At 61.5% G+C, this 20338-nt stretch carries 19 protein-coding genes and 1 riboswitch; of the genes, 11 read left to right on the forward strand and 8 right to left on the reverse strand.

The annotated features are described in order from the left end of the window. Window positions 1–275: 275 nt before the first annotated feature. The 4 genes from QM596_RS28500 to QM596_RS28515 form a co-directional block, all read right to left on the reverse strand. Window positions 276–1703, reverse strand: coding sequence for an NAD(P)(+) transhydrogenase (Re/Si-specific) subunit beta (locus QM596_RS28500; protein WP_020970092.1), 1428 nt, complete (start codon window positions 1701–1703; stop codon window positions 276–278). Next, window positions 1703–2026 (reverse strand): NAD(P) transhydrogenase subunit alpha part 2, encoded by a 324-nt coding sequence (locus QM596_RS28505; protein WP_003941319.1) that lies wholly within the window; start codon window positions 2024–2026, stop codon window positions 1703–1705. Before QM596_RS28505 ends, QM596_RS28500 begins: the two co-directional genes overlap by 1 nt. Beyond that, complete coding sequence (locus tag QM596_RS28510; RefSeq protein ID WP_003941381.1) at window positions 2026–3135, reverse strand: Re/Si-specific NAD(P)(+) transhydrogenase subunit alpha; 1110 nt, start codon at window positions 3133–3135, stop codon at window positions 2026–2028. The genes QM596_RS28505 and QM596_RS28510 overlap by 1 nt, the downstream gene beginning before the upstream one ends. Window positions 3136–3662: 527 nt before the next feature. Continuing rightward, complete coding sequence (locus QM596_RS28515; protein WP_165639720.1) at window positions 3663–5201, reverse strand: AMP-binding protein; 1539 nt, start codon at window positions 5199–5201, stop codon at window positions 3663–3665. Window positions 5202–5392: 191 nt separating this feature from the next. Here QM596_RS28515 and QM596_RS28520 point away from each other — a divergent pair, with 191 nt between their 5' ends. Further along, entirely contained in the window at window positions 5393–6211 is an 819-nt protein-coding gene (locus QM596_RS28520; RefSeq protein ID WP_283310480.1) for a maleylpyruvate isomerase family mycothiol-dependent enzyme, read from the forward strand. 34 nt (window positions 6212–6245) lie between these two features. Then, window positions 6246–6869 carry a Type 1 glutamine amidotransferase-like domain-containing protein gene (locus QM596_RS28525; RefSeq protein ID WP_283310482.1) on the forward strand — a complete coding sequence of 208 codons (624 nt, stop codon included), beginning with the start codon at window positions 6246–6248 and terminating at the stop codon, window positions 6867–6869. A 57-nt stretch (window positions 6870–6926) separates the two neighbouring features. On the opposite strand, the gene QM596_RS28530 is transcribed toward QM596_RS28525, so the two are convergent. Further along, entirely contained in the window at window positions 6927–7253 is a 327-nt protein-coding gene (locus QM596_RS28530; protein ID WP_003941297.1) for a hypothetical protein, read from the reverse strand. A gap of 573 nt (window positions 7254–7826) precedes the next feature. On the opposite strand from QM596_RS28530, the gene QM596_RS28535 reads away from it, so the two are divergent. After that, on the forward strand, window positions 7827–8096 hold the full coding sequence (locus QM596_RS28535) for a GNAT family N-acetyltransferase (protein WP_007726096.1): 270 nt from the start codon (window positions 7827–7829) through the stop codon (window positions 8094–8096). 161 nt (window positions 8097–8257) lie between these two features. Continuing rightward, window positions 8258–9484 carry an MFS transporter gene (locus QM596_RS28540; RefSeq protein ID WP_054826359.1) on the forward strand — a complete coding sequence of 409 codons (1227 nt, stop codon included), beginning with the start codon at window positions 8258–8260 and terminating at the stop codon, window positions 9482–9484. On the opposite strand, the gene QM596_RS28545 is transcribed toward QM596_RS28540, so the two are convergent. Beyond that, window positions 9477–11045 (reverse strand): carboxylesterase/lipase family protein, encoded by a 1569-nt coding sequence (locus tag QM596_RS28545; protein WP_030536828.1) that lies wholly within the window; start codon window positions 11043–11045, stop codon window positions 9477–9479. The two genes, QM596_RS28540 and QM596_RS28545, sit on opposite strands and share 8 nt — an antisense overlap. Window positions 11046–11149: 104 nt before the next feature. Then, a riboswitch (TPP riboswitch) is annotated at window positions 11150–11245 on the forward strand. Between QM596_RS28545 and QM596_RS28550 the strand changes: the two genes are divergently transcribed. From QM596_RS28550 to QM596_RS28580, 7 genes are all read left to right on the forward strand, one after another. Next, on the forward strand, window positions 11233–11976 hold the full coding sequence (locus QM596_RS28550; RefSeq protein WP_069147279.1) for a TenA family protein: 744 nt from the start codon (window positions 11233–11235) through the stop codon (window positions 11974–11976). Its footprint overlaps the riboswitch before it by 13 nt. Continuing rightward, window positions 11976–13004 carry an ABC transporter substrate-binding protein gene (locus QM596_RS28555; protein WP_020908360.1) on the forward strand — a complete coding sequence of 343 codons (1029 nt, stop codon included), beginning with the start codon at window positions 11976–11978 and terminating at the stop codon, window positions 13002–13004. The genes QM596_RS28550 and QM596_RS28555 overlap by 1 nt, the downstream gene beginning before the upstream one ends. Then, on the forward strand, window positions 12982–13785 hold the full coding sequence (locus QM596_RS28560; protein ID WP_069147280.1) for an ABC transporter permease: 804 nt from the start codon (window positions 12982–12984) through the stop codon (window positions 13783–13785). The genes QM596_RS28555 and QM596_RS28560 overlap by 23 nt, the downstream gene beginning before the upstream one ends. Next, window positions 13782–14573 carry an ABC transporter ATP-binding protein gene (locus QM596_RS28565; protein ID WP_283310484.1) on the forward strand — a complete coding sequence of 264 codons (792 nt, stop codon included), beginning with the start codon at window positions 13782–13784 and terminating at the stop codon, window positions 14571–14573. Before QM596_RS28560 ends, QM596_RS28565 begins: the two co-directional genes overlap by 4 nt. A gap of 306 nt (window positions 14574–14879) precedes the next feature. Next, window positions 14880–15437 (forward strand): LysM peptidoglycan-binding domain-containing protein, encoded by a 558-nt coding sequence (locus QM596_RS28570; RefSeq protein ID WP_020908363.1) that lies wholly within the window; start codon window positions 14880–14882, stop codon window positions 15435–15437. A gap of 165 nt (window positions 15438–15602) precedes the next feature. Then, window positions 15603–16085 carry a hypothetical protein gene (locus QM596_RS28575; RefSeq protein WP_020970103.1) on the forward strand — a complete coding sequence of 161 codons (483 nt, stop codon included), beginning with the start codon at window positions 15603–15605 and terminating at the stop codon, window positions 16083–16085. Window positions 16086–16297: 212 nt separating this feature from the next. Then, entirely contained in the window at window positions 16298–17644 is a 1347-nt protein-coding gene (locus QM596_RS28580) for a T3SS (YopN, CesT) and YbjN peptide-binding chaperone 1 (protein ID WP_070385708.1), read from the forward strand. Window positions 17645–17664: 20 nt separating this feature from the next. Here the strand turns inward: QM596_RS28580 and QM596_RS28585 are convergent, their stop codons facing one another. Next, window positions 17665–19032 (reverse strand): acetamidase/formamidase family protein, encoded by a 1368-nt coding sequence (locus QM596_RS28585; RefSeq protein WP_283310487.1) that lies wholly within the window; start codon window positions 19030–19032, stop codon window positions 17665–17667. A 113-nt stretch (window positions 19033–19145) separates the two neighbouring features. Then, the gene (locus tag QM596_RS28590; RefSeq protein WP_283310488.1) at window positions 19146–20264 is read right to left on the reverse strand and encodes a methyltransferase; all 1119 of its coding nucleotides are present in this window, start codon (window positions 20262–20264) and stop codon (window positions 19146–19148) included. Between the last annotated feature and the right edge of the window lie 74 nt (window positions 20265–20338).

A 20338-nucleotide genomic window follows, 5' to 3' on the forward strand; every position in this document is an offset into this window, starting at 1 on the left:
ACAGCGAAGGAGTCTTTACCGTGAGCCTCGAAGATCTGAACCCGCTCGAACTGATCCAGAAGTTGATCGAACTACTTTCCGGCTTCTCTTCCGACCCCGAAACCCCCGAGGTCCCGTAAAACGTCGCCAGAGGCGCCTGTTCCGAGTTTCGTCTCGGACCAGGCGCCTTTGTCGTTTCAAGAAGTCGTTTCAGCACAAGAAGCCGTTTCAGCACAGGGACACGAAAAAGGCGCCCACTCGTGGTTACGAGTGGACGCCCCTTCCGAGCTCGAGCGCTACAGCGCCTTGAGTTCCTCGGTTACTTCGGAGACCGACTTCTTGGCATCACCGAAGAGCATCGAGGTGCCCTCGGCGAAGAAGAGCGGGTTCTCGATACCGGCGAAACCGGAGTTCATCGAACGCTTGAGCACGATGACCGACTTCGACTGGTCGACGTTGAGGATCGGCATTCCGTGAATCGGTGAGCTCGGATCGTTGCGCGCCGCCGGGTTGGTGACGTCGTTCGCGCCGATCACCAAGGTGACATCGGTACGAGAGAACTCGTCGTTGATGTCGTCCATTTCCTTCATCGCGTCGTACGAGACATCCGCCTCTGCGAGAAGAACGTTCATGTGACCGGGCATACGGCCGGCGACCGGGTGAATGGCGTACTTGACCTCGACGCCCTTCGACTCGAGCAATTTCGCCATGTCCTTGACCGCATGCTGAGCCTGCGCGACGGCAAGTCCGTATCCGGGTACGACGATGACCTGGTTGGCGTAGGCCATCTGGATAGCCGCGTCGGCGGCCGAGGTCGCCTTTGCCGTGCGCACGACGCCGTCGGAGGACGGCGCTTCGCCGCCGCCACCGAAGCCGCCGGCCACGATTGCCGGGATGGACCGGTTCATGGCCTTGGCCATGAGGTTGGTCAAGATGGTGCCCGAAGCACCGACGATCATGCCGGCGACGATCATCGCCTGGTTGTTGAGCGCCAAACCTGCAGCAGCAGCTGACAAACCGGTCAGAGCGTTGAGCAGCGAGATGACGACGGGCATGTCCGCGCCGCCGATGGGCAGCACGACCATCAGTCCGAGGATGCCCGAGAGTACGAGCACGCCGACGATCCACAGTGAGCTGGTCGGGCCTTCCGGTGAGATCGCCTTGATACCGATGATCACCGAGAACGCGACGGCGGCAATGAGCAGCAGAGCATTGAGCGGCTGCTGGAGCTTGCCGATTCCGATCGGACGACCAGGCAGAGTTTCCTGCAGCTTCAGGAACGCGATCACGCTGCCCCAGAAGGAGATCGATCCGATCACCGCGGCAAAGAGCGAAGCGATGACGATGTGTACCGTCGGCGACTCGCCGTGCTGGAATGCGGTGAAACCGTCCGAGTCCAGGAATTCCGCGTACGCGATCAACGCGACCGTGCCGCCGCCGACACCGTTGAACAGTGCCACCAACTGCGGCATGGCCGTCATCTTCGTCCGGAGCGCCGGCGGGACGCCGAGCACGACACCGATGACAAGGCCGGCAGCGATGAGGATCCAGTTCCCCATCTCCGCATCACGAATGGAGATCAGAGTTGCAACGACGGCGATGAGCATGCCGACCGCGGCGATCTGGTTGCCGCGGACTGCGGTCTTCGGGCCGGTAAGGCCCATGAGGCCGTAGATGAACATCGAGAACGCGACAATGTAGAGCGCATTGACCAGGTATTCCATTACTGGTCACCATCCTTCGACACAGACTTGGCGGCCGGCTTGGCCTTGAACATCGCCAACATGCGGTCCGTGACCACAAAACCACCGACAACGTTCACGGTTCCGAAGACGAGCGCGACGAACAAGATGATCTGCAACCCGATCGAGGGATCGTGCACCTTGCCCAGGACGACCAACGCACCCAGGACGACGATGCCGTGGATGGCGTTCGTACCGGACATCAACGGGGTGTGCAGGGTGTTCGGAACTTTGGAGATCACAGCGAAACCGACGAACCCGGACAACACCAGGATCGCGATGTTCGCCAGAAGTGATGTGTACATCAGGCGCCCTTCTCTTCACGGGTGACGCACGCACCGGCCAGAACCTCGTCGGAGAAATCAGGCGCCAAGGCACCTTCCACCAACATGAGTTCGATCAGCGCGGAAATGTTCTTCGAGTACAACTCGGACGCATGCTCCGGCATGGACGCCGGCAAATTCAGCGGAGAGCAAATGGTCACGCCGTGCTTGACGACGGTTTGACCCGGCTCGGTCAGCTCGCAGTTACCACCGGTTTCACCCGCGAGGTCGACCACGACACTGCCCGGCTTCATGCCTTCGACCGCGGCAGCGGTCACCAGGCGCGGCGCGGGACGACCCGGAACCAGAGCTGTGGTGATCACAACGTCGAAGCCCTTGATCGCATCTTCGAGTGCCTGCTGCTGCTTCGCTCGCTCGTCGTCGGTCAACTCGCGGGCGTATCCACCCTCGCCCGCCGCATCGATTCCCAAGTCGAGCCACTGTGCACCCACCGAACGCACCTGGTCGGCGACCTCAGGACGCACGTCGTACCCGGTAGCGCGGCCACCGAGACGCTTGGCTGTCGCCAGCGCCTGCAGACCTGCCACACCCACTCCGAGGACCAGAACCGTCGCAGGCTTCACCGTGCCCGCAGCGGTGGTGAGCATCGGGAAGAACCGCGTCGACTCCGATGCTGCCAACAGAACAGCCTTGTACCCGGACACGTTCGCCTGCGAGGACAACGCGTCCATCACCTGCGCGCGAGAGATACGAGGAATCGCCTCCACGGCGTATCCCTCGATGCCGGCGGCCTTCAACTCGGCGATGCGGTTGTCCGCATTACGCGGATTCAGGAAACCGATGAGCTTCGCGCCGGTACTGATCCGGGCGATCTCTTCTGTCGACGGAGGCGCAACCTTGACCACCACGTCAGCAGTCCACGGATCGCCGATCTTCGCGCCGGCAGCGGTGTACAACTCGTCGGGAATCAACGCCCCGAGACCGGCCCCGGACTCGACGACCACGTCGACACCCTTGCCGATCAAAGCGGACACAATTTTCGGCACCAATGCGACCCGACGCTCACCATCACTCGATTCTCGAGGGACGCCGACCGACGGACGCACTTGTGCGCTCTTCGATGTTTCCATTTTCCATTACCTTCTGCGGTTGGTGGTTCGCCTGCTGCGACGAGCGGCAACCAGCATGTGATGAGCGGAAGATGACCCGCTTTTGGGTGAATGGTGACTGATAGTAGCCAGAGTTAACGCGGCGTAGGGAAACCGACGACGCACTTTCTCCATCTGAATCGAGTCCGAACAGTATGTTTGGACATACCTGAAGAAGCCTACTGTGAGGCCGATCACACCGGAATGGCGGACTATTCCACTATTTGAAACGGCCGAAAGACGTAAAGACATCAGAATGACGCGCCGAATAATCACCGTCGAGCGAGTTCACGAACCGGCTTCCGAATGTAACGCCGTCCGACTCCGCGTAGACCGACTCCGGCCACGCGGCCTCAAACGCGAAAACCTGCAGTACGCCTCGCACCGGCCTCGGATGCTCGACCCGTTGTTCTACTGACAGCAAGCAAGGACCTGCCATACAGTCACGCGCAGGTCCTTGCCGACTATCTCGCAGAATTACTCTGATGTCCTAGTATTTCACTAGACCATCAATTGCTCACATATTGAGACCGCAACTTGTGCTTTACGAGCTTTCCTGTAGCGGTCCTAGGCAATTCGTCGGCAAAGTCAATGCTTCTCGGAGCTTTGAAATGTGCGACCTGACTGCGAACGTATTCCAGCAATTCCTCGGCGACATGGGCACCGGGCTCGATTCCCTCCGCTAGTTGGACAACCGCCTTGACCTGCTCACCCATTTCTTCGTCGGGAACACCGATGACCGCCACGTCGAACACCTTCGGGTGCAAAGTAAGGATGTTCTCGGACTCCTGTGGGTAGATATTCACACCACCGGAGATAATCGTGAACGCGGCGCGGTCGGTCAGATAAAGGAAACGCTCGGAGTCGATATAGCCGATATCTCCACTCGTCGTCCACGTCGGATGATCCGGATGCTGCGCGGCAGCCGTTTTCTCGGGATCATTGTGGTACCGGAACGGCAAAGTCTCCCGCTCCCAGAACACGGTACCGATCTCGCCGACCGGAAGATCGCGCCCGGCGTCGTCACAGATGTGCACGATCCCCATCACTCCGTCACGCCCGACGGAACCCGGATGCGACAAGGCCTGCTCACTGTTGATGAAGGTAGCGCCCGAACCCTCGGTCGAGGCGTAGTACTCGTAGATCACCGGCCCCCACCAGTCGATCATTGCCGTCTTCACTTCGGGCGGGCAGGGAGCAGCAGCGTGAATGGCGACCTTCACCGTCGAGACGTCGTAACGATCACGGGTCTCCTTCGGAAGTTTCAACATTCGAACGAACATCGTCGGTACCCACTGACTGTGCGTCACAGCGTATTTACCGATCAACTCCAGCGCGGTTTCGGCTTCGAATGCATCCATCAAGATCACGGTTCCGCCGACCGAATTGATCACGCCGCAAAAACGCAGGGGCGCCGCGTGATAGACCGGAGCCGGGCACAAATAGACTGTGTCGGAATCGAACCCGTACATCGGTGCGAACACCGCGGTGTACGGATCCATGGTGGTGTTCACCTCACCCTCCGGGAGATCTCCTTTGATCCCCTTCGGCCTGCCGGTGGTTCCCGACGAATACAGCATGTCAGCCCCACGCGGCTGCGAGTCGAGTGGAGCAGTGGACTGCGCATCGACCGCGTCTTCGTAGTCGTCGAAGCCCTCGAGGGCGCCGCCGTACACCAATCGGTGCCGCACGCGTGGAATCAGCTTCTCGTCCAACGGAACTGCTGCGGACGCCTGCCCCGACGCCACCAGAATTGTCGCCTCGCAGTCGTCGACGATGTAGGCAGCCTCCGAAGCCGTGAGATGCCAGTTCACCGCGGTGATGTAGAGGCCGGATCTCAACGCTGCCCAGTACACCTCGAACGCCCGGAGATCGTTGTTCGAGATGAGAGCGACGTGGTCCCCAGGCTTGGCACCGACACTTCGGAAGTATCGCGCCAACTGCGTCGACCGTTCGTCGAGTTCCCGATAGGTGATGGACTCACCCGTCGCAGGGCGAATGACGGCGGGCTTGTCCGGCGTGGACTGGACAAAATTTCCTGGAAACACGAAGACTCCTCTGTCGGTGACGACAACGCCGCGTGAGCCTGCTTCGGCGTCGACAATCCTGGTCTACCACAGGAACTCTGCCACCCTCGGAGGTTTGGTGACACCGACTCGAAGCATGGGAATGCCCGCTCACTTATCCGCCGGGACATACAGTGAGGAGAACCGCACCGTCCGAAACAGGAGATGTCCACATGAGTGGTTGGCCCCAGGACTCAGTAGTCGACGCATTGACCGAGGAATGGAGAGTCATCGACGCACTGCTGGCCGAACTCGACGGCGACCAGTGGTTGGCACCGTCGAACCTTCCGGGGTGGACGGTTCACGACATCGTGTCCCATCTGATCGGTACGGAATCACTGCTCTCCGGTATCGAACCACCGTCGATCGACCTCGACGTGCACGCATTGCCCCACGTCCACAACGAGATTGCTGCATTCAACGAGCGCTGGGTCGAAGGCCTGCGGCGGACACCGCACTCGGACCTGCTGACCCGATATCGCGAGATCACCGCCGAACGAACCGAGGCACTTCGCTCGATGACGGGCGCCGACTGGGACGCCGAGACACAAACACCGGTCGGTCTTGCACCCTATGGCCGGTTCATGCGCATTCGGACCTTCGACTGTTGGATGCACGAACTCGACATCAGAGATGCAGTCGGCATTCCGGGTGAGGAAGGCGGATTGCGCGCGGAGACTGCATTCGGCGAAATCACCAGCGCGCTCGGATTCGTCGTCGGAAAACGAGGAAAGGCGCCAGAGGGAGCACGGATCACTTTCGAACTCGAAGGGCCACTTGCCCGTTCACTTCACATCTCGGTCGATGCGCGTGCAACGCTCGTCCCGGAGCTCGACGGTCCGGCGACCACGACCATCTCGATGAGCTCACCGCTCTTCACCCGGATTGCCGGTGGCCGCGTCCACGCGTCCGATCATCGAACCGACATCTCACTTCGCGGCGACACCACGGTGGGCGCACGCGTCGTCGACAATCTGGCGTTCACGATTTGAGAGCTGGGTGGGTAGGTCGCGAAGGTACTGAGAAGTGAAACTGTTTCTCTCGTCCTACCGTTTCGGCGACCACCGCGAGGCTTTTGTCGATCTTGTAGGCCGCGGCGCGCGCATAGCGGTGATCGCCGCGGCTGCAGATTCGTGGCCCGTCAATGCCCGCAGTTCGGCAGTGACAAGCGAATTGACCCCATTGCGGGCTGCGGGCTTCACGGCAGAGGAAGTTGACGTCCGAGACTTCCTGGGGGCACCGGAAGCACTCGAAGTCCGGCTTCGCGAATTCGACTGCCTGTGGGTTCGCGGCGGAAACACGTTCGTCCTGCGAGCTCAGCTAGCCCGAAGCGGCGCAGATCGGGTCATCGAGATGCTGGTTCGTTCGGGCCTCGTGGCCTATGCGGGATACAGCGCCGGAGCGTGCCTGGCGACTCCGACTCTGATCGGGCTCGACGCGTCGGACGACCCCGCTGAAGTCACGCCTACGTGCGGTATCGACCCGATCTGGTCCGGGCTCGCGCTGATCGACTTCGCGATAGTGCCGCACGGCGGCGATTCGCTACTCGAAGATCCACAGGTGACTGCGCGGACGGTTGCGGCCCTGACCACGGCGGGCGTGCAATTCACCGTGCTCACCGATTACGAGGTGATACTCGTCGACCGTTGATGTAACGCAGACGGTTGATCTTGACGCAGACTGAGCAGTCGACTCGGCCCGACCGGATCAGCCGTGCTCTGCCACCGCGGTTCCGGCTGCCGGCGACTGACGCTCGAGCCTCGTCCACGCGATCTCCCAGCGCTTGACAGAGACCTCGTCAGCGTCCTCGAGAAGGGCGTCGAGGAGCAGGCGTGGATTTTCGCGCCATGCCAGTTCAGCGGCATGGACTTCCGCAGCCGAGAACAACCCGGAAGCTTCGAGATCACGAATCCATTCGCAGATCTCGCCACGGTGAATCCGTGCGATGGTCTCGTATCCCAGACCTTCGTCAAGGAAGTCGTACGAAAAAATTGCGGCAAAGTAACTGTTCGACTCACGCTGCCCGAAAATCATGTGCGTTCCTTCCTCGAAGTTGTCCGACGAAGACTCGAAATCGAACCGTTGCGCAGCGACGCCAAAGTTTTTTGGCGAAGTTGTAACGCTTCTTCTATCCCCGACGATTCAAACGCTAACCCCCCGAGCGGGTCTTTGGGATCACGTCCGAGAAACGATCTGATGACCAACGCAATACCCCTGGGGTTTCCGGCCGCTCGCACCCATCATCGACACGCAACCAGCGCGCCGCTGACCTGCAATTTGCCCGTTTCAGGCCCTCCACTTAATCCATCCGAACAGACGACAAAAAACTTTGTGACCAGTCCCACATATTGGGATGTTTACGATCGTGATGCATATGTATCACCCATTGTGGGCACAAAAGTACGGGCAAATCGGCACGTACAGACCAGTTTTGTTCGTTCTCCATGGCGACGAAGGTCCCTTGAACGGTCGTCCAGTTGTAGTTGCGCTAAGTAACGGATCCCACGTCGGCAACCGATATTGCGGACGGCCTGCCAGGTAGCGTGCTCCAGAGAACGCAGACGCGGCGCGGCGCAACCGGCCGCCCTTTCGAAACGGAGCCCGAAGATGACCGAGACAGTGGCGCACAATCCCGCGGAAACGCGTTTCGAGATCCGAGTCGACGGCGAACTCGCCGGTTTTGCCGAGTACTCGGACCATTCCGGCGTCCGTGATTTCCACCACACGGTGACCTATCCGCAGTTTCGTGGGCGCGGGCTTGCCGCCATCGTGGTGCGTGAAGCGCTCGATCAGACCCGGAACGAGGGATTGAAGATCCTTCCGACGTGCTCGTACGTCGAGAAGTTTGTTGCGGAGAACCCCGTCTACCAGGCATAACCGAACGAGAACGGTCAGCGAAAAACCAGTCGCGAACCTGCAGACCCCGCTGCTAGCGTCGATGGTGCCGTCGTCGAAATCCTGGGCGGCACCATCTCGGGGAAGGAAAGAACGTGGTCGCCTCAGCAGATCGGCGTCCACCTGCGTCCACGGACGTAGCTATCCCCAGCTATCTCCCTCTCGTACTGGTCAATCTCGCGACGCTGTTCTCGGCGATCGGCAACGGTATTGCCATCGTCGTGCTCCCCTGGCTGGTGCTCGAACGAACCGGTAAGGCTACCGACGCGGCGATAGTTGCCGGCGCAGCAGCCATTCCGCTACTCGTGTCGAGCCTGTTCTCGGGGACATTCGTCGACAAGTTCGGACGCCGTCGAACGTCGATGATTTCCGACGCTCTCTCCGCGATGTCCGTTGCAGCGATTCCGATCATCGCGGCCACCGCGGGCTTGACGATCCCGGTGATCGCGGCGTTGGCCGCACTCGGCGCCGTGTTCGACCCCGCCGGAATGGCGGCGAGGGAGTCCATGCTGCCTGCAGCGACTCGGACCGCCAAGTGGAAGCTCGATCGAACCAACAGTGTGTACGAGGCCAACTTCAACGTCGCGTATCTGATCGGCCCTGGCATCGGCGGTGTCCTCATCGCAACGATCGGAGCGGTGAACACGCTCTGGGTCACGGCGGCAGGTTTTGTGTTCTCGATAGTCGTGGTCGCCTTCATCCGGCTTCCCGGCGCCGGAGTGCCCGAACACGAACACCGTCCGAAATCGATCTGGCACGGCACACTCGACGGTCTTCGGTTCGTCTGGAACAACAAACTGCTGCGCACCCTGGCGCTGATCGACATGGCAGTCGTCGCGCTCTACATGCCGGTGGAGAGTGTCGTGTTCCCGGTGTACTTCACAGAGTTGGATCAACCGGCCCAACTCGGATCGGTGTTGATGGCCTTGGCGATCGGCGGCATCATCGGCTCTCTCGCCTACGCCCCACTGGCGCCGATCATGTCCCGGCGGCTGATCATGATTTTTGCCGTCGCCGTTCTCGGCGTAGCGATGCTGGCCATGGCGCTTCTACCTCCGCTGTGGGTGATCCTCGTACTTGCCGGACTGCAGGGTCTCGTCTACGGACCAGTCGGCCCGATCGCCAACTACGCCATGCAGACGCACAGCCCGGAGCACATGCGCGGACGCGTCGTCGGTGTCATGACGTCGACGGCCTACGCCGCCGGCCCGCTCGGCTACCTCGCGGTCGGCCCGCTGCTCGATCAACTCGGAATCGCGTCGACCTTTGTGGCCCTGTCGATTCCGATCATCCTGATCGCCGCAGTAAGTGCCTCCCTACCGGTGCTTCGCGAACTCGATCGTCCGCGGCACTCGACCGACGTCAGTTGAACCCCATCACGTCGTTGCCCCAGGCGACGCGCAGTCCGTGATCGGGGTCGCTGACGAGGGTGTCGGCGGAGTCGATCAACAGCGTCGACCGCTTCTCTTCCTCGTACGGCGCCCAGTGCTTCGAGCCGTCGAGGGCCGCCGGCACGGCATGCCTGGCGAAGGCCAACCATCGCCGTTGGATACGGCCGGCCACCTCCATCGCAGCCTTCCGTCCGCCGAGCCAGAACGTGGGGTCGACGTTCAGGGTTCCGAAATTGCCGAATACATAAGGTAATTCGGTCGCGTGGCCCGCGCCGATCCGCGCCGCCTTGAGCATCGGCGTCGCGTGATCGAAGCGGTAGACCCACGTAGGGGAATGCCTGCAGTGCGCGTCGGCGATCCACAGGGTCGGCATGCGAAACGCCGCGTCCCGTGAAAGCGCCAGCGCACCACTCGGTTTCGCATGGTCAGGGTAAGCCGACATGATCTCGGCAAGTTTGGTCGCCGAGATGTCGGGGTGATCGTCAGCCAGTAATTGGAGCATTGCCTCGACGGACTGCGCACTCACCGGCATCAGCGGAGACTTCATGAACTTGAAGATCGACGCCTCGTCCTTGTTGGAACCGATGATCAGTGGGATTCGGTGCGCGTAACCCTTCTGGAAAGCCGCAACCGGGTAGTGCGGCACCAGATCGCGATCGACAACGGGTGCCATTGCCAAAGTTCCCGGAATCCGGGTCGGAATTTCGTTGACCAAATCATCGCTTGCCTTGACGAGCAGTTCCAGATCCGTGGTCAGCAGATCGCCTGCGTCTTCGGGGTCGATCGAGAGCAGTTCGAGAAACCGCTCTGCAACGGTCTTGGCGCGCTCGGCCCCGTAGACGGAGGTCGCGGGCGGACTCTGGGCAATCGCACGATGGAACAGACCTTCGGCGCTCGGACAGGTCATGAGCGTCGTGATGGATCCTGCGCCGGAGGACTCCCCGAACACGGTCACCGCACTCGGGTCACCACCGAAGGCGTCGATGTTGTCTCGAACCCATTCGAGTGCCGCAATCTGGTCTCGCAGACCACAGTTCGACTCGAAAACGGTATCCGCGGTGGAAAATGCAGACAGGTCCAGGAACCCGAGTGCGCCGACGCGATAGTTGAAGGAGACGAGAACGACGTCACCGGTTTCAGCCAGATGACGGCCGTCGTAGATCGTTTGGGCGGCAGACCCGAGGCAGTAGGCGCCGCCGTGAATCCACACCATCACCGGTCGCGGCGTGGCGTCGGGTCGCGGGGCCCAGACGTTGATCGACAGGCAGTCCTCGTCGATTTTGAAGGCCCGATCGATCGGAACCGCCGGACTCTGGCCTTGCGGCGCGATCGGCCCGAACTCACGACAGTCGCGCACCCCGTCCCACGGCTGTGCGGGTTGCGGCGCTCGGAACCTCCGCTCACCCACCGGCGCCGCTGCGTAGGGCATGCCCTTCCACGCGAATACACCGCCATCCGGATACCCGCGGGCTTCTCCGCCTCGCGCCCGGATCACCAGAGTTCCGTCCTCGCCGAGATTTGGTCGAACGTCGGTCTCCATGTCTGAATCCCCTCCCGACCCGCGCGTGTGGCAATCAAGACCAAACCTACCAATCTCGGACGGGTGTGCGCCGAGTACACAACCCCTCGGTGTTAAGGTCGCCTAGTTCTGACACGGGGTGCTCCGCATGGGCGGGGCTGAGAACACACCCGGGAACCTGATCAGGTAATGCTGACGAAGGGATGTCATGGCTACTACGCAGCCTGCATACAATTCTGCCGAAAACTCGGTGGCCACAGCGCCGTCGACGGATCGGTTCACCGATCGGCTCTGGGCCGAGACGAAGGTCCTCCGCGAGTCGATCGACTCACTGGAGTTCCTCGAACGCCTCGGCGACGGAACCTTGCCTCTCGACGCGTTCCGCACGTACATCGAGCAGGACAAGCTTTATCTCGAGGGGTATTCGAAAGCGTTGTCCCTGGTCGCGGCCCACGCCCCGGATCCGCAGTCCGCGGGCTTCTGGTCGAATTCCGCGTCCACGGCAGCGACAGTGGAATCTGCGCTTCACGACGGACTTCTCACCGGTGGAATTCTTCCAGCGGGATCGGGAAGGCTCGCGCATTCGCAGGCCTGCCTGGGATACGTCTCGTATCTGACGGCGACTGCGGCAACTGCGCCTTACCCGGTCTCCGCAGCGGCAGTACTCCCCTGCTTCTGGATCTACGCCGAGGTCGGCCGCGATCTTGCCGCTTCAGCGCGCGAGGTACTCGACGCCGATCCGTCGCATCCGTACGCACAGTGGGTCACGACGTACGACGCACCCGAATTCCACGAGTCGGTGGCGCAGGCCCGCGTACTGGTCGATGCTGCGGCCGAAGCAGCCACCGAGACAGAGCGTGAGGCGATGAGTGAAGCATTCCGCATCGCCAGTCGCTACGAGTTGATGTTCTGGGATTCCGCACTCCACCAGCAGCCTTGGCCGGCGTCGTGATGTCGTTTGCGGCGCTGCGCCGCACACTTGCCACGTCTGCCGCGATCGCAGCCGCATTCACAGTTCTGACCGGATGCGCCGCTGACACCGGCTCTTCCGACGGGACCATTCGGTTCGCACTCGACTGGACCCCGAACACGAACCACACCGGTTTGTACGTTGCACTCCAAGAGGGCTACTTCGAGGACGCCGGTCTGGACGTCTCGATCCTGCCGTACAACAACACCTCGCCCGACACCCTGGTCGACGCCGGCAACGCGGAGTTCGGCATCAGCACACAGAGTCAGGCCACGTTCGCCCGAGCGGCCGGCGCCGCCACGACGTCCGTCATCGCGCCACTTCAGCACCGCGCCACCGGCATCGGTGTGAAGGCGGATCGTGCGGACATCACGCGCCCGCGTGATCTCGACGGAAAGACGTACGCCGGGTTCGGCGATCCCGGCGAAGTCGAAACGCTGCAGCAGATCATCCGCAACGACGGCGGGACCGGGAACTTCACGACGGTCACGCTCGGTACGTCCGCGTACGAAGCCGTGTACTCGGGCCAGGCCGATTTCACGGTCTCCTACTTTGCGTGGGAAGGCCTCGAGGCGGAGCGAAACGGAACTCCGATGCGGTACTTCCAGTACACCGATTACGGCTTCCCCGATGCATATTCGATCGTGATCAACGGCAACCAGCAGTGGTTGAAGGACCATCCCGACGAGGCACGCAAGTTCGTCAAAGCCGTTCAACGCGGATATCAGACTGCTGCCGACAACCCGGACCAGGCCGCGCAGGATCTCATCGACGCGAACCCCGGAGCTTTCACCGACGAAGACCTCGTCCGTGACAGTCAGCGGATGCTCGCCGCCGACTACATGAAAGACGCCAACGGCGTCGTCGGTACGCAGAATCTCGAAACCTGGTCGGGTTATTCGGGATTCCTCTTCGACAACGGATTGCTCGCCGGACCCGACGGGAAGCCGCTGACCCAGAAGCCGGACTGGTCGGAGTACTTCACCAATGAGTATCTCGACGCGTCCTGACGCGAGCGGGCGGCTGGTCTCGGCCATGCGGCGGGCGCTTCCCGCGCTCGCCGTGGTGGTGCTCCTCGTAGCGGCGTGGCAGATCTACGTCGAGATCAGTGGGATTCGGCCGCAGGTACTTCCGTCTCCTGGTCGCGTTCTGTCCCAAGGGTGGGACAATCGCGAGATCATCTCCGGCCACGCCTGGTCGACATTGCAGGTCACGTTGGTCGGCTTCACTGTTTCATTGGTGTTGGCCTGGATTCTTGCTGTGGTCGTGGACTTTTCGCCGTGGTTGTCACGCGCGCTGGTACCACTTTTTGTCGTCTCGCAGACGCTGCCGATCATCGCCATCGCGCCGCTGATGATCATCTGGTTCGGCTTCGGGTTGTTGCCGAAGGTGTTGGTGATCGCACTTGCGACGTTCTTCCCCATGACCATCGGACTCATCGAGGGATTTGCCGCGGCCGATCGGGAAGCGGGCGCTCTCCTGCGCAGTATGGGCAGCACTCGCTGGCAGGAGTTCCGATACGTTCGCCTTCCTTCGGCAATTCCGCGATTCTTCACTGCCCTGCGCATCGGCATCACGTATGCGGTCGTGGGTGCGGTGTTCTCCGAATACGTCGGCGCTACTTCCGGTTTGGGTATCTACATGAGCACCCAGAAGAACTCCTTCCGCACCGACCTGGTGTTGGCGGCCGTACTGGTGACCGCGTTGATCAGTGTCACGCTGTACTTGCTGACGTTCGCCATCGAGCGCATCGTTGCACCATGGGCGATGAACGAAAGGTCACGGACATGACTGACCCCATGGTCGAAATCCAGGACCTGACCAAGAGGTTCGACACGGCCGGAGAATCGCGTCTCGTGCTCGATTCGGTGTCCTTCCGCGCCGATGCGGGCGAATTCGTGTCGGTGATCGGGCCGAGCGGCTGCGGCAAGAGCACGATCTTCAACGTCCTGGCCGGGCTCGAATCCCCGACCTCGGGTTCAGTCCGTGTGGGCACGCGCGCAACTGAATCCGAAGCAGCCGCCGAGGTGCACACCGCATACATGCCGCAGAAGGATCTTCTGTTCCCTTGGCGCTCGGTACTGGACAACACGGCCCTCGGTTTGGAAGTGCAGGGAGTCGGCAAGAAGGAAGCACGCGAGCGCGCTCGTGAGTTGTTCCCCGCGTTCGGCCTGTCCGGATTCGAGGACGCCCGGCCGTCACAGCTGTCGGGCGGTATGCGCCAGCGAGCGGCGATGCTGCGCACCGTTGTTCAGGGCAAACCTGTCCTGCTGCTCGACGAGCCGTTCGGCGCACTGGACTCGTTGACCCGCACCGAGATGCAGGCTTGGCTGCAAGACGTGTGGCAGCAGTACCGGTGGACCGTGCTGATGATCACCCACGATATTCGTGAAGCGATCTATCTGTCCGACCGCGTGGTCGTTCTGTCTGCGCGTCCGGCAACGGTCAGGTGCGTAGTCGACGTCCCCTTGCCGAGACCACGCGAGCTGGACATGATCACCACGCCCGAGTTCGCCGACGTCGAGCGTGAACTGCTTGCCGTTCTCCACGACGAGACGCGCAAGTCGCTACGCCCCTAGCGGTTACTGATAATGCAGTAGTTACTGATAATGCGCTGAGAGAGTTTCAAGTTCATCTGGAGTTCAGGAGAATGCGCACCGAAACCTGATGAGGTCACGTACCATTATCCGGCACTTTCACCCAAAACGCCTTAATATCAGCAAGATCCGAACGCTCGACACGCAGTCCGTCAACGCTGCACAATTCTCCGTACTCTTCGGTAACGTACACTCGGTCGCCTACGAGACCAACGGCCAGAAGGTAACTGGACGGTAAAGCGGAATCGTGGAGGCACAGTCATCGCAACAGATTTGGAAAGGGACAGCGTGAGCACACTGCAGTCAGGTCAGAGCCTCGGAGTCGGCCAGGAACTCAAGTCCGACAACGGCGCATACACCCTCACCTTGCAGGACGACGGCAACCTGGTTCTGTCCGAGGGCGGACAGGCTGTTTGGGCCGCAGGCACCAACGGATCCGGCGCCAACCGCGCCGAGGTGCAGGCTGACGGAAACTTCGTCATCTACAAGGACTCCGACGCCGTGTGGGCATCGCAGACCGCAGGCAACGACGGTGCCTCCCTCTCGGTTCAGGACGATCGCAACGTCGTTCTGTCCGCCGGTGGAAATGCCCTGTGGTCTTCGGACACTGCAATCGAGGCTCCGGCCGCCGAGGCTGCCCCGGAGCCCGCTCCGGCACCGGAGCCCGAGCCTGCACCCGCCGCTCCGGCAGCGCAGAGCTACACCGTCGAAAGCGGCGACACCCTGTGGGCAATCGCCGAGCGTTTCTACGGTGACGGCAACCAGTACCAGCGCATCGCGGATGCAAACGGCATCCCGAACCCGGATCTCATCAACGCCGGTCAGGTACTGACGATCCCCGCCTGATTCACTGCTTGACCTGGCCCTGGGTGCCGACGTCCGCGTCGACGCCCGGGGCCTTTTGTGTTCTACGCCACACAGATTCGCGTCCCGCCCAGCAGGCCCTGATACTCCATTGCGGCATCTTTTCGCCTACAGTACTTCCGTACTGCTCCCGAAGGACAGGTGTGCATGAAAGACAGAACAGTCATGATCGGCGCTGTCGCAGTGGCCGCTCTCTCTCTGACATCAGGCCTCGTTTTCGGCGGAGCAGCCGGCGCATTCGGTTCCGGCGGCCCTGTGGTGAAGCCTCCCGCTCTGGTCTCGTCGGTTTCCGTGGAGTCCGTCGCCGGGATCGAACCGGCCGCGTTCTACAGCTCGGTTGCAGTTCCCACGGTTGTCATCCCGCCGACGCCGACCTGGCGAATCGCCGACGAGACGACTGCTCCTCGTAATCAGCCGCTGGTGGTGACCGCGACAAGCACGAGCTCCGCTACGTCCACTACGACTGCAACGAGTACGACAACACCGGTCTCGTCCACGACCACCGCGTCGGCTACCGCGACCTCGTCACCGACCGCGACAGCCACGACCACCAAGACCAGCACCACCCCAGTTGTCACGACCGGGTCCACGCCGCCCGTCGTCGAGGTCTCGCCCGTTCTCGCCGGATAGTCCTCGCTCTTTCGCCTGCATACCGCCTGGCGTGACGGCGGTTACAGGCACACTTCAGTCGCCGCTCTCAAATACCCGATCTACCTGCGACAACCTTCCTAGTCGTCACGGTTCGTGGCCCGCTGCAATCCGGTCGACCGGAAAAGGACAGCAGCATTGTCGGGAGCTCGCGATACCGTATAGGTCTGAGCTTTTGCGGAAGGAGGTGGCTGATGAGCGCAATGGGCTTCGATCTCGATGTCAGTGTCGACCGGGCATGGGCAGAATTTCAACGTCGCCTCGGCGATCACATTTCCATCATGGTCGACGGCGACGTGCTTGCCGTGGAATCGTCCACCGGCGACTTCGATCCAGCTGACGGCGCAGCGCCATGTGTTCAGTTCCTCGTGTGGGACGAGAACACAGTCCGCTGCGAGGTTCCTTCCAACGACTTCCTTCATCCGCGCTATCGACTCGAAGATGCCGACGAACAAAAGTTGATCGCACTCGGCTGGAATCCGCCTTCCGAGAATCTCGACGATCCGAACAACTCCCCCGCCTTCTGCGTCGACAAGGCGCAGAACTGGGCCGATCAGCTCGCAGCGATGACTGTCGCTGCGTTCCGTGATGTGTTCGGTGTGCAGCACCCGGCTTTTCTATCCAGCGATCTCACCGGCAACGAGCAGACTCCGGATTTCGATCCGTCGGTTGTCGAGTCGACAGAACTTCCGACACTCGACCCCACCGCGGCCTACATGCCCAACGACGTCGACCACCTCAAGGAGTTGGTCACTCTCGCTTTGCTTCCCATGCTCGGCACGCTTCCCGAGCGGGACAGCGACGGCGACATACCAATTCGGGTCGGTTCGACGGTCATGTTCGTCGGTCCGCTTTCCGAGTCCATGGACGTGCAGTTGTTCTCCCCGCTCGTTCAGGACATCAGCAACCGCACTCGTGCAGCCGAGGTCATCGCCGATCTCAACCGCAAGTGGTCGCGCATCAAGTTCGTCTTGATCGACGACCGTCTGTCGGTGTTCCTCGAGGTGGCGGGCTCACCATTCGTTCCCAAACAACTCACCGATACATGCGCAGCCTTGACGTCGTTCCTGCGTACCGTGGACGACGAGTTCGCCGCACGCGTCGGCGGAGACCTCTTCTTCGCGAACAAGAGCGGTGACTCCTCCTCGCTGCAGCCCGATCTGACGGCCGAGGACCTGCCTCCCGAACTCGAGACCCTGCTGCATCTCGATCTGGACGTGGCCGAGGATCTCGACGCGGTAGCCGATGTCTGCGGGCGCGATCGCGATCTGATTCTTCAGCTCCTCCACATCAGTAACGAATGGCAGATTCAGCTCCGTAGTCAGGCGGTGGACGCCCACAGTCGCGGGGACGCCGAAGAGGCTGCAGGATACGAGGATCAGGTCGGTGGGTGGGAACTCATGGTCGACCGTCTTCGCGGGGCTTTGCGACTGGTGGTCCTGCCCAATTCTCGAACCGAGACGCCGGCAAAGCCGCAACCTGAGCAGATGGGCCTGTTTGCCGATCCCTTGCAACAGAGTCTCTTCGACGATCCGTCCTGACACGACGGATCGCCTTCTCGCTATTCGAAGTGGGATTTGAAGATCTGTCCGTGGACGCCCACGGTTCGATCGACTACCTGTGAGACCGTGAAATCGGCTGCGGCAGAAAGATAAGCGTAGGCCGTCGCTCGATCCATACCACGATCATGCTCGAGGAAGTCGAGTGCGTTGACCACCGCACGTCGCATGGCACCGTTGAGGTCACTGTTCTGGCCATCGATCGAACCGTTGGGGTCGGACAGGCCGATCGGAATCCAGGCCTCCTCGGTCTCGGCGAACGGGTATCCAAATGCCACCGATGGGGCGTCGCCGGAATCCTTCTTGCACACACTGAGTCGGAACGTGCCGCGCAGCGAACCTTCCATCGCGGTCAACGCGGCCTCGCCGTCGCCCATGGCCATGTGTGGGTCACCGACGTAGAAGAGGGCGCCTTCGGCAAAGACCGGCAGGTAAAAGGTTGATCCGACGCCGAGATGCCTGATGTCGATGTTTCCGCCGCCCAGCGTCGGAGGAATCGAGTTCGACGACGGGGACGTCGGGTCGGCATCCGAGGAATAGGCAACTCCCATCATTCCCATGAAGGGTCGCAAGGGAAACCGCACCTTCGACTGTCCGAAAGGCATCACGCCCTTGCCGTCTTCGATCGCCGTGAAGGTGGAAACACCGCCGTACTTCAACGGGTCCTTTGTTGCGCGCCCGTCTGTGGCGACCGGCGGCATGACTTCGTCCAGAGTGATTCCCGCTGGAGCGGTTCCGTCTGCTGTGACGGCGAGAGCGCCCTTGCCGTGTCTGCTCGACACAACGCCGTACGGCACGCGGGGAATGGCTTCGAGAGTCTCGATCTTGAGTACGTCTCCAGGCTGGGCGCCTTCGACGAAGACCGGGCCGGTGACGACGTGCGGTCCGTCCTTGTCGAAGTTTCGTTCGGTTCGGTTGTATTCGGCCGCAACGGCAATCGCATCTTCGAGCACGTCCTTCTCGGAAACGCCTTTGCTACCGAAGTATTCGAGAGGATTGCGCCCTTGATCCTCGAGAATTCCCTCGTGCGAGAGGGCGTCGATCGTGACGGTCTGACCCGACTTCATCCGCATCACCTCGCGGGTGTGGATGTTGGGCACATAACCCCACATGACGTCCGACGGATCCGAACTCAGATAGTGATCGCCACTGACGTTTCCGCTGCCCGGTTGCAGAATCGGCACACCATCGGCGAACGGCAGCGCAGAGGAGGATGATCCAGCCGGCGATGCGTTCGAGTGCGCGCATCCCGAAGCCACACCCGCAACGCCTACTCCCGCACCGAGAGCCGCGACTGCCCTCATGAATCCGCGTCGGCCAAGACCTTTCGTCAGATCTTCGGCTGCGTTGCGGGCAAGAGTGTTTTCCATCGAGATTCCTCCGGAGTGCGTGACGATGTGCGACTGCGAAGAAAGCTAGACCCGATTTGTTACTCGTTCATTACCATTTCATGGCAGGGAAATACCGTTGACTGAGAATGAATTCAGCGACGGCGAAGCCGCCAGAGCGAGGTCGTCTCTCGTGCCCGGGCAGCGTGAAGCGCATCGGTTCGGTCACTGACCTTTGCGTGCGTCGGCTTGACGTCCATGCGATCGACAACAGTGAGCCCACCGGCTGCAATCAGATCGTGCAGTTCGGATCGCGTTCGGAGACCGAGGTGTTCGGCAATGTCCGAGAGGATCAGCCACGCTTCTCCCCCGTCGTCCAAATGCGCTGCGACACCAGTCAGGAAGCCCTTCAGCATCGCTCCAGCGGGGTCGTAGACGGCGTATTCGATGGGCGAGGTGGCCTTGGCCGGAATCCAGGGAGGATTGCAGACCACCAACGGAGCGGTGCCTTCGGGAAAGAGGTCTGCTTCCACCACGTTCACCTGATCGCCGTAGCCAAGCCGCGACAGGTTGGTGCGCGCGCATTGCAATGCCCGAGGGTCCTGGTCGGTGGCCGTCACTGTCTGAACTCCACGCCGCGCCAGGACGGCAGCAAGAACGCCGGTACCTGTTCCGATATCGAAAGCAGATTCCGTCGACGGTAGTGGCGCAGACGCGACAAGATCGACATACTCCCCGCGGACGGGTGAGAACACTCCGAAGGCGGGATGCACTCGTGCGTCGAGAGCCTCGATGAAAACACCTTTGCGGTGCCACTCGTGAGCGCCGATCGCGCCGAGGATGTCACGCAACGAGCGAACCGAAGGCTCACCGGTAATCCCGAAGGCTTCAGTCAACGCTACTTGCGCGTCCGGGGCTCGCCGGAGTGGAATCGACAGATCTGCATCCAAGGGAATGAGCAGCATGCCGAGGATCTGCGCGCGGCGTCCTTGGGTCTGCCGGTGGAGATGGAAGGCTTTGGCTGGGTCGTCGGACGCTCGGCGCGGCTTGCGGTCGATGCGCGACGCGACGGCCTTCGACAGTTGGCGAGCGTTCTGAAAATCTCCGCGCCACAACAACGCCGTGCCTTCGCATGCCAAGCGATAGGCGTCGTCGGCCTTCATCGTGTCGTCGGCGACAACAATGCGCTTGGGCACCGGGGCGTTGCTCGTCGAACCCCAACGGGCCGATTGCTCGGCGTCGTTCTCGGTCCACACTGCGAATTGTTCAGTCATGTAAGCCCTTCCGGCGTCCGACGCATAGCGGCCGGTCTACCGGCTGATGTGGTCCAGATCTGCAAAATCTGCTC

This window comes from Rhodococcus sp. IEGM 1406, from assembly GCF_030056745.1.
Taxonomy (GTDB): Bacteria; Actinomycetota; Actinomycetes; order Mycobacteriales; family Mycobacteriaceae; genus Rhodococcus_F; species Rhodococcus_F erythropolis.

What these genes read in the sequence shown, in the direction of transcription:
- QM596_RS28550 (WP_069147279.1), top strand. Translation starts at nt 11,233, where the DNA reads ATGGCTACTACGCAGCCTGCATACAATTCTGCCGAAAACTCGGTGGCC.
- QM596_RS28505 (WP_003941319.1), bottom strand. Translation starts at nt 2,026, where the DNA reads ATGTACACATCACTTCTGGCGAACATCGCGATCCTGGTGTTGTCCGGG.
- QM596_RS28565 (WP_283310484.1), top strand. Translation starts at nt 13,782, where the DNA reads ATGACTGACCCCATGGTCGAAATCCAGGACCTGACCAAGAGGTTCGAC.
- QM596_RS28535 (WP_007726096.1), top strand. Translation starts at nt 7,827, where the DNA reads ATGACCGAGACAGTGGCGCACAATCCCGCGGAAACGCGTTTCGAGATC.
- QM596_RS28560 (WP_069147280.1), top strand. Translation starts at nt 12,982, where the DNA reads ATGAGTATCTCGACGCGTCCTGACGCGAGCGGGCGGCTGGTCTCGGCC.
- QM596_RS28580 (WP_070385708.1), top strand. Translation starts at nt 16,298, where the DNA reads ATGAGCGCAATGGGCTTCGATCTCGATGTCAGTGTCGACCGGGCATGG.
- QM596_RS28500 (WP_020970092.1), bottom strand. Translation starts at nt 1,703, where the DNA reads ATGGAATACCTGGTCAATGCGCTCTACATTGTCGCGTTCTCGATGTTC.
- QM596_RS28590 (WP_283310488.1), bottom strand. Translation starts at nt 20,264, where the DNA reads ATGACTGAACAATTCGCAGTGTGGACCGAGAACGACGCCGAGCAATCG.
- QM596_RS28510 (WP_003941381.1), bottom strand. Translation starts at nt 3,135, where the DNA reads ATGGAAACATCGAAGAGCGCACAAGTGCGTCCGTCGGTCGGCGTCCCT.
- QM596_RS28545 (WP_030536828.1), bottom strand. Translation starts at nt 11,045, where the DNA reads ATGGAGACCGACGTTCGACCAAATCTCGGCGAGGACGGAACTCTGGTG.
- QM596_RS28520 (WP_283310480.1), top strand. Translation starts at nt 5,393, where the DNA reads ATGAGTGGTTGGCCCCAGGACTCAGTAGTCGACGCATTGACCGAGGAA.
- QM596_RS28530 (WP_003941297.1), bottom strand. Translation starts at nt 7,253, where the DNA reads ATGATTTTCGGGCAGCGTGAGTCGAACAGTTACTTTGCCGCAATTTTT.
- QM596_RS28575 (WP_020970103.1), top strand. Translation starts at nt 15,603, where the DNA reads ATGAAAGACAGAACAGTCATGATCGGCGCTGTCGCAGTGGCCGCTCTC.
- QM596_RS28555 (WP_020908360.1), top strand. Translation starts at nt 11,976, where the DNA reads ATGTCGTTTGCGGCGCTGCGCCGCACACTTGCCACGTCTGCCGCGATC.
- QM596_RS28585 (WP_283310487.1), bottom strand. Translation starts at nt 19,032, where the DNA reads ATGGAAAACACTCTTGCCCGCAACGCAGCCGAAGATCTGACGAAAGGT.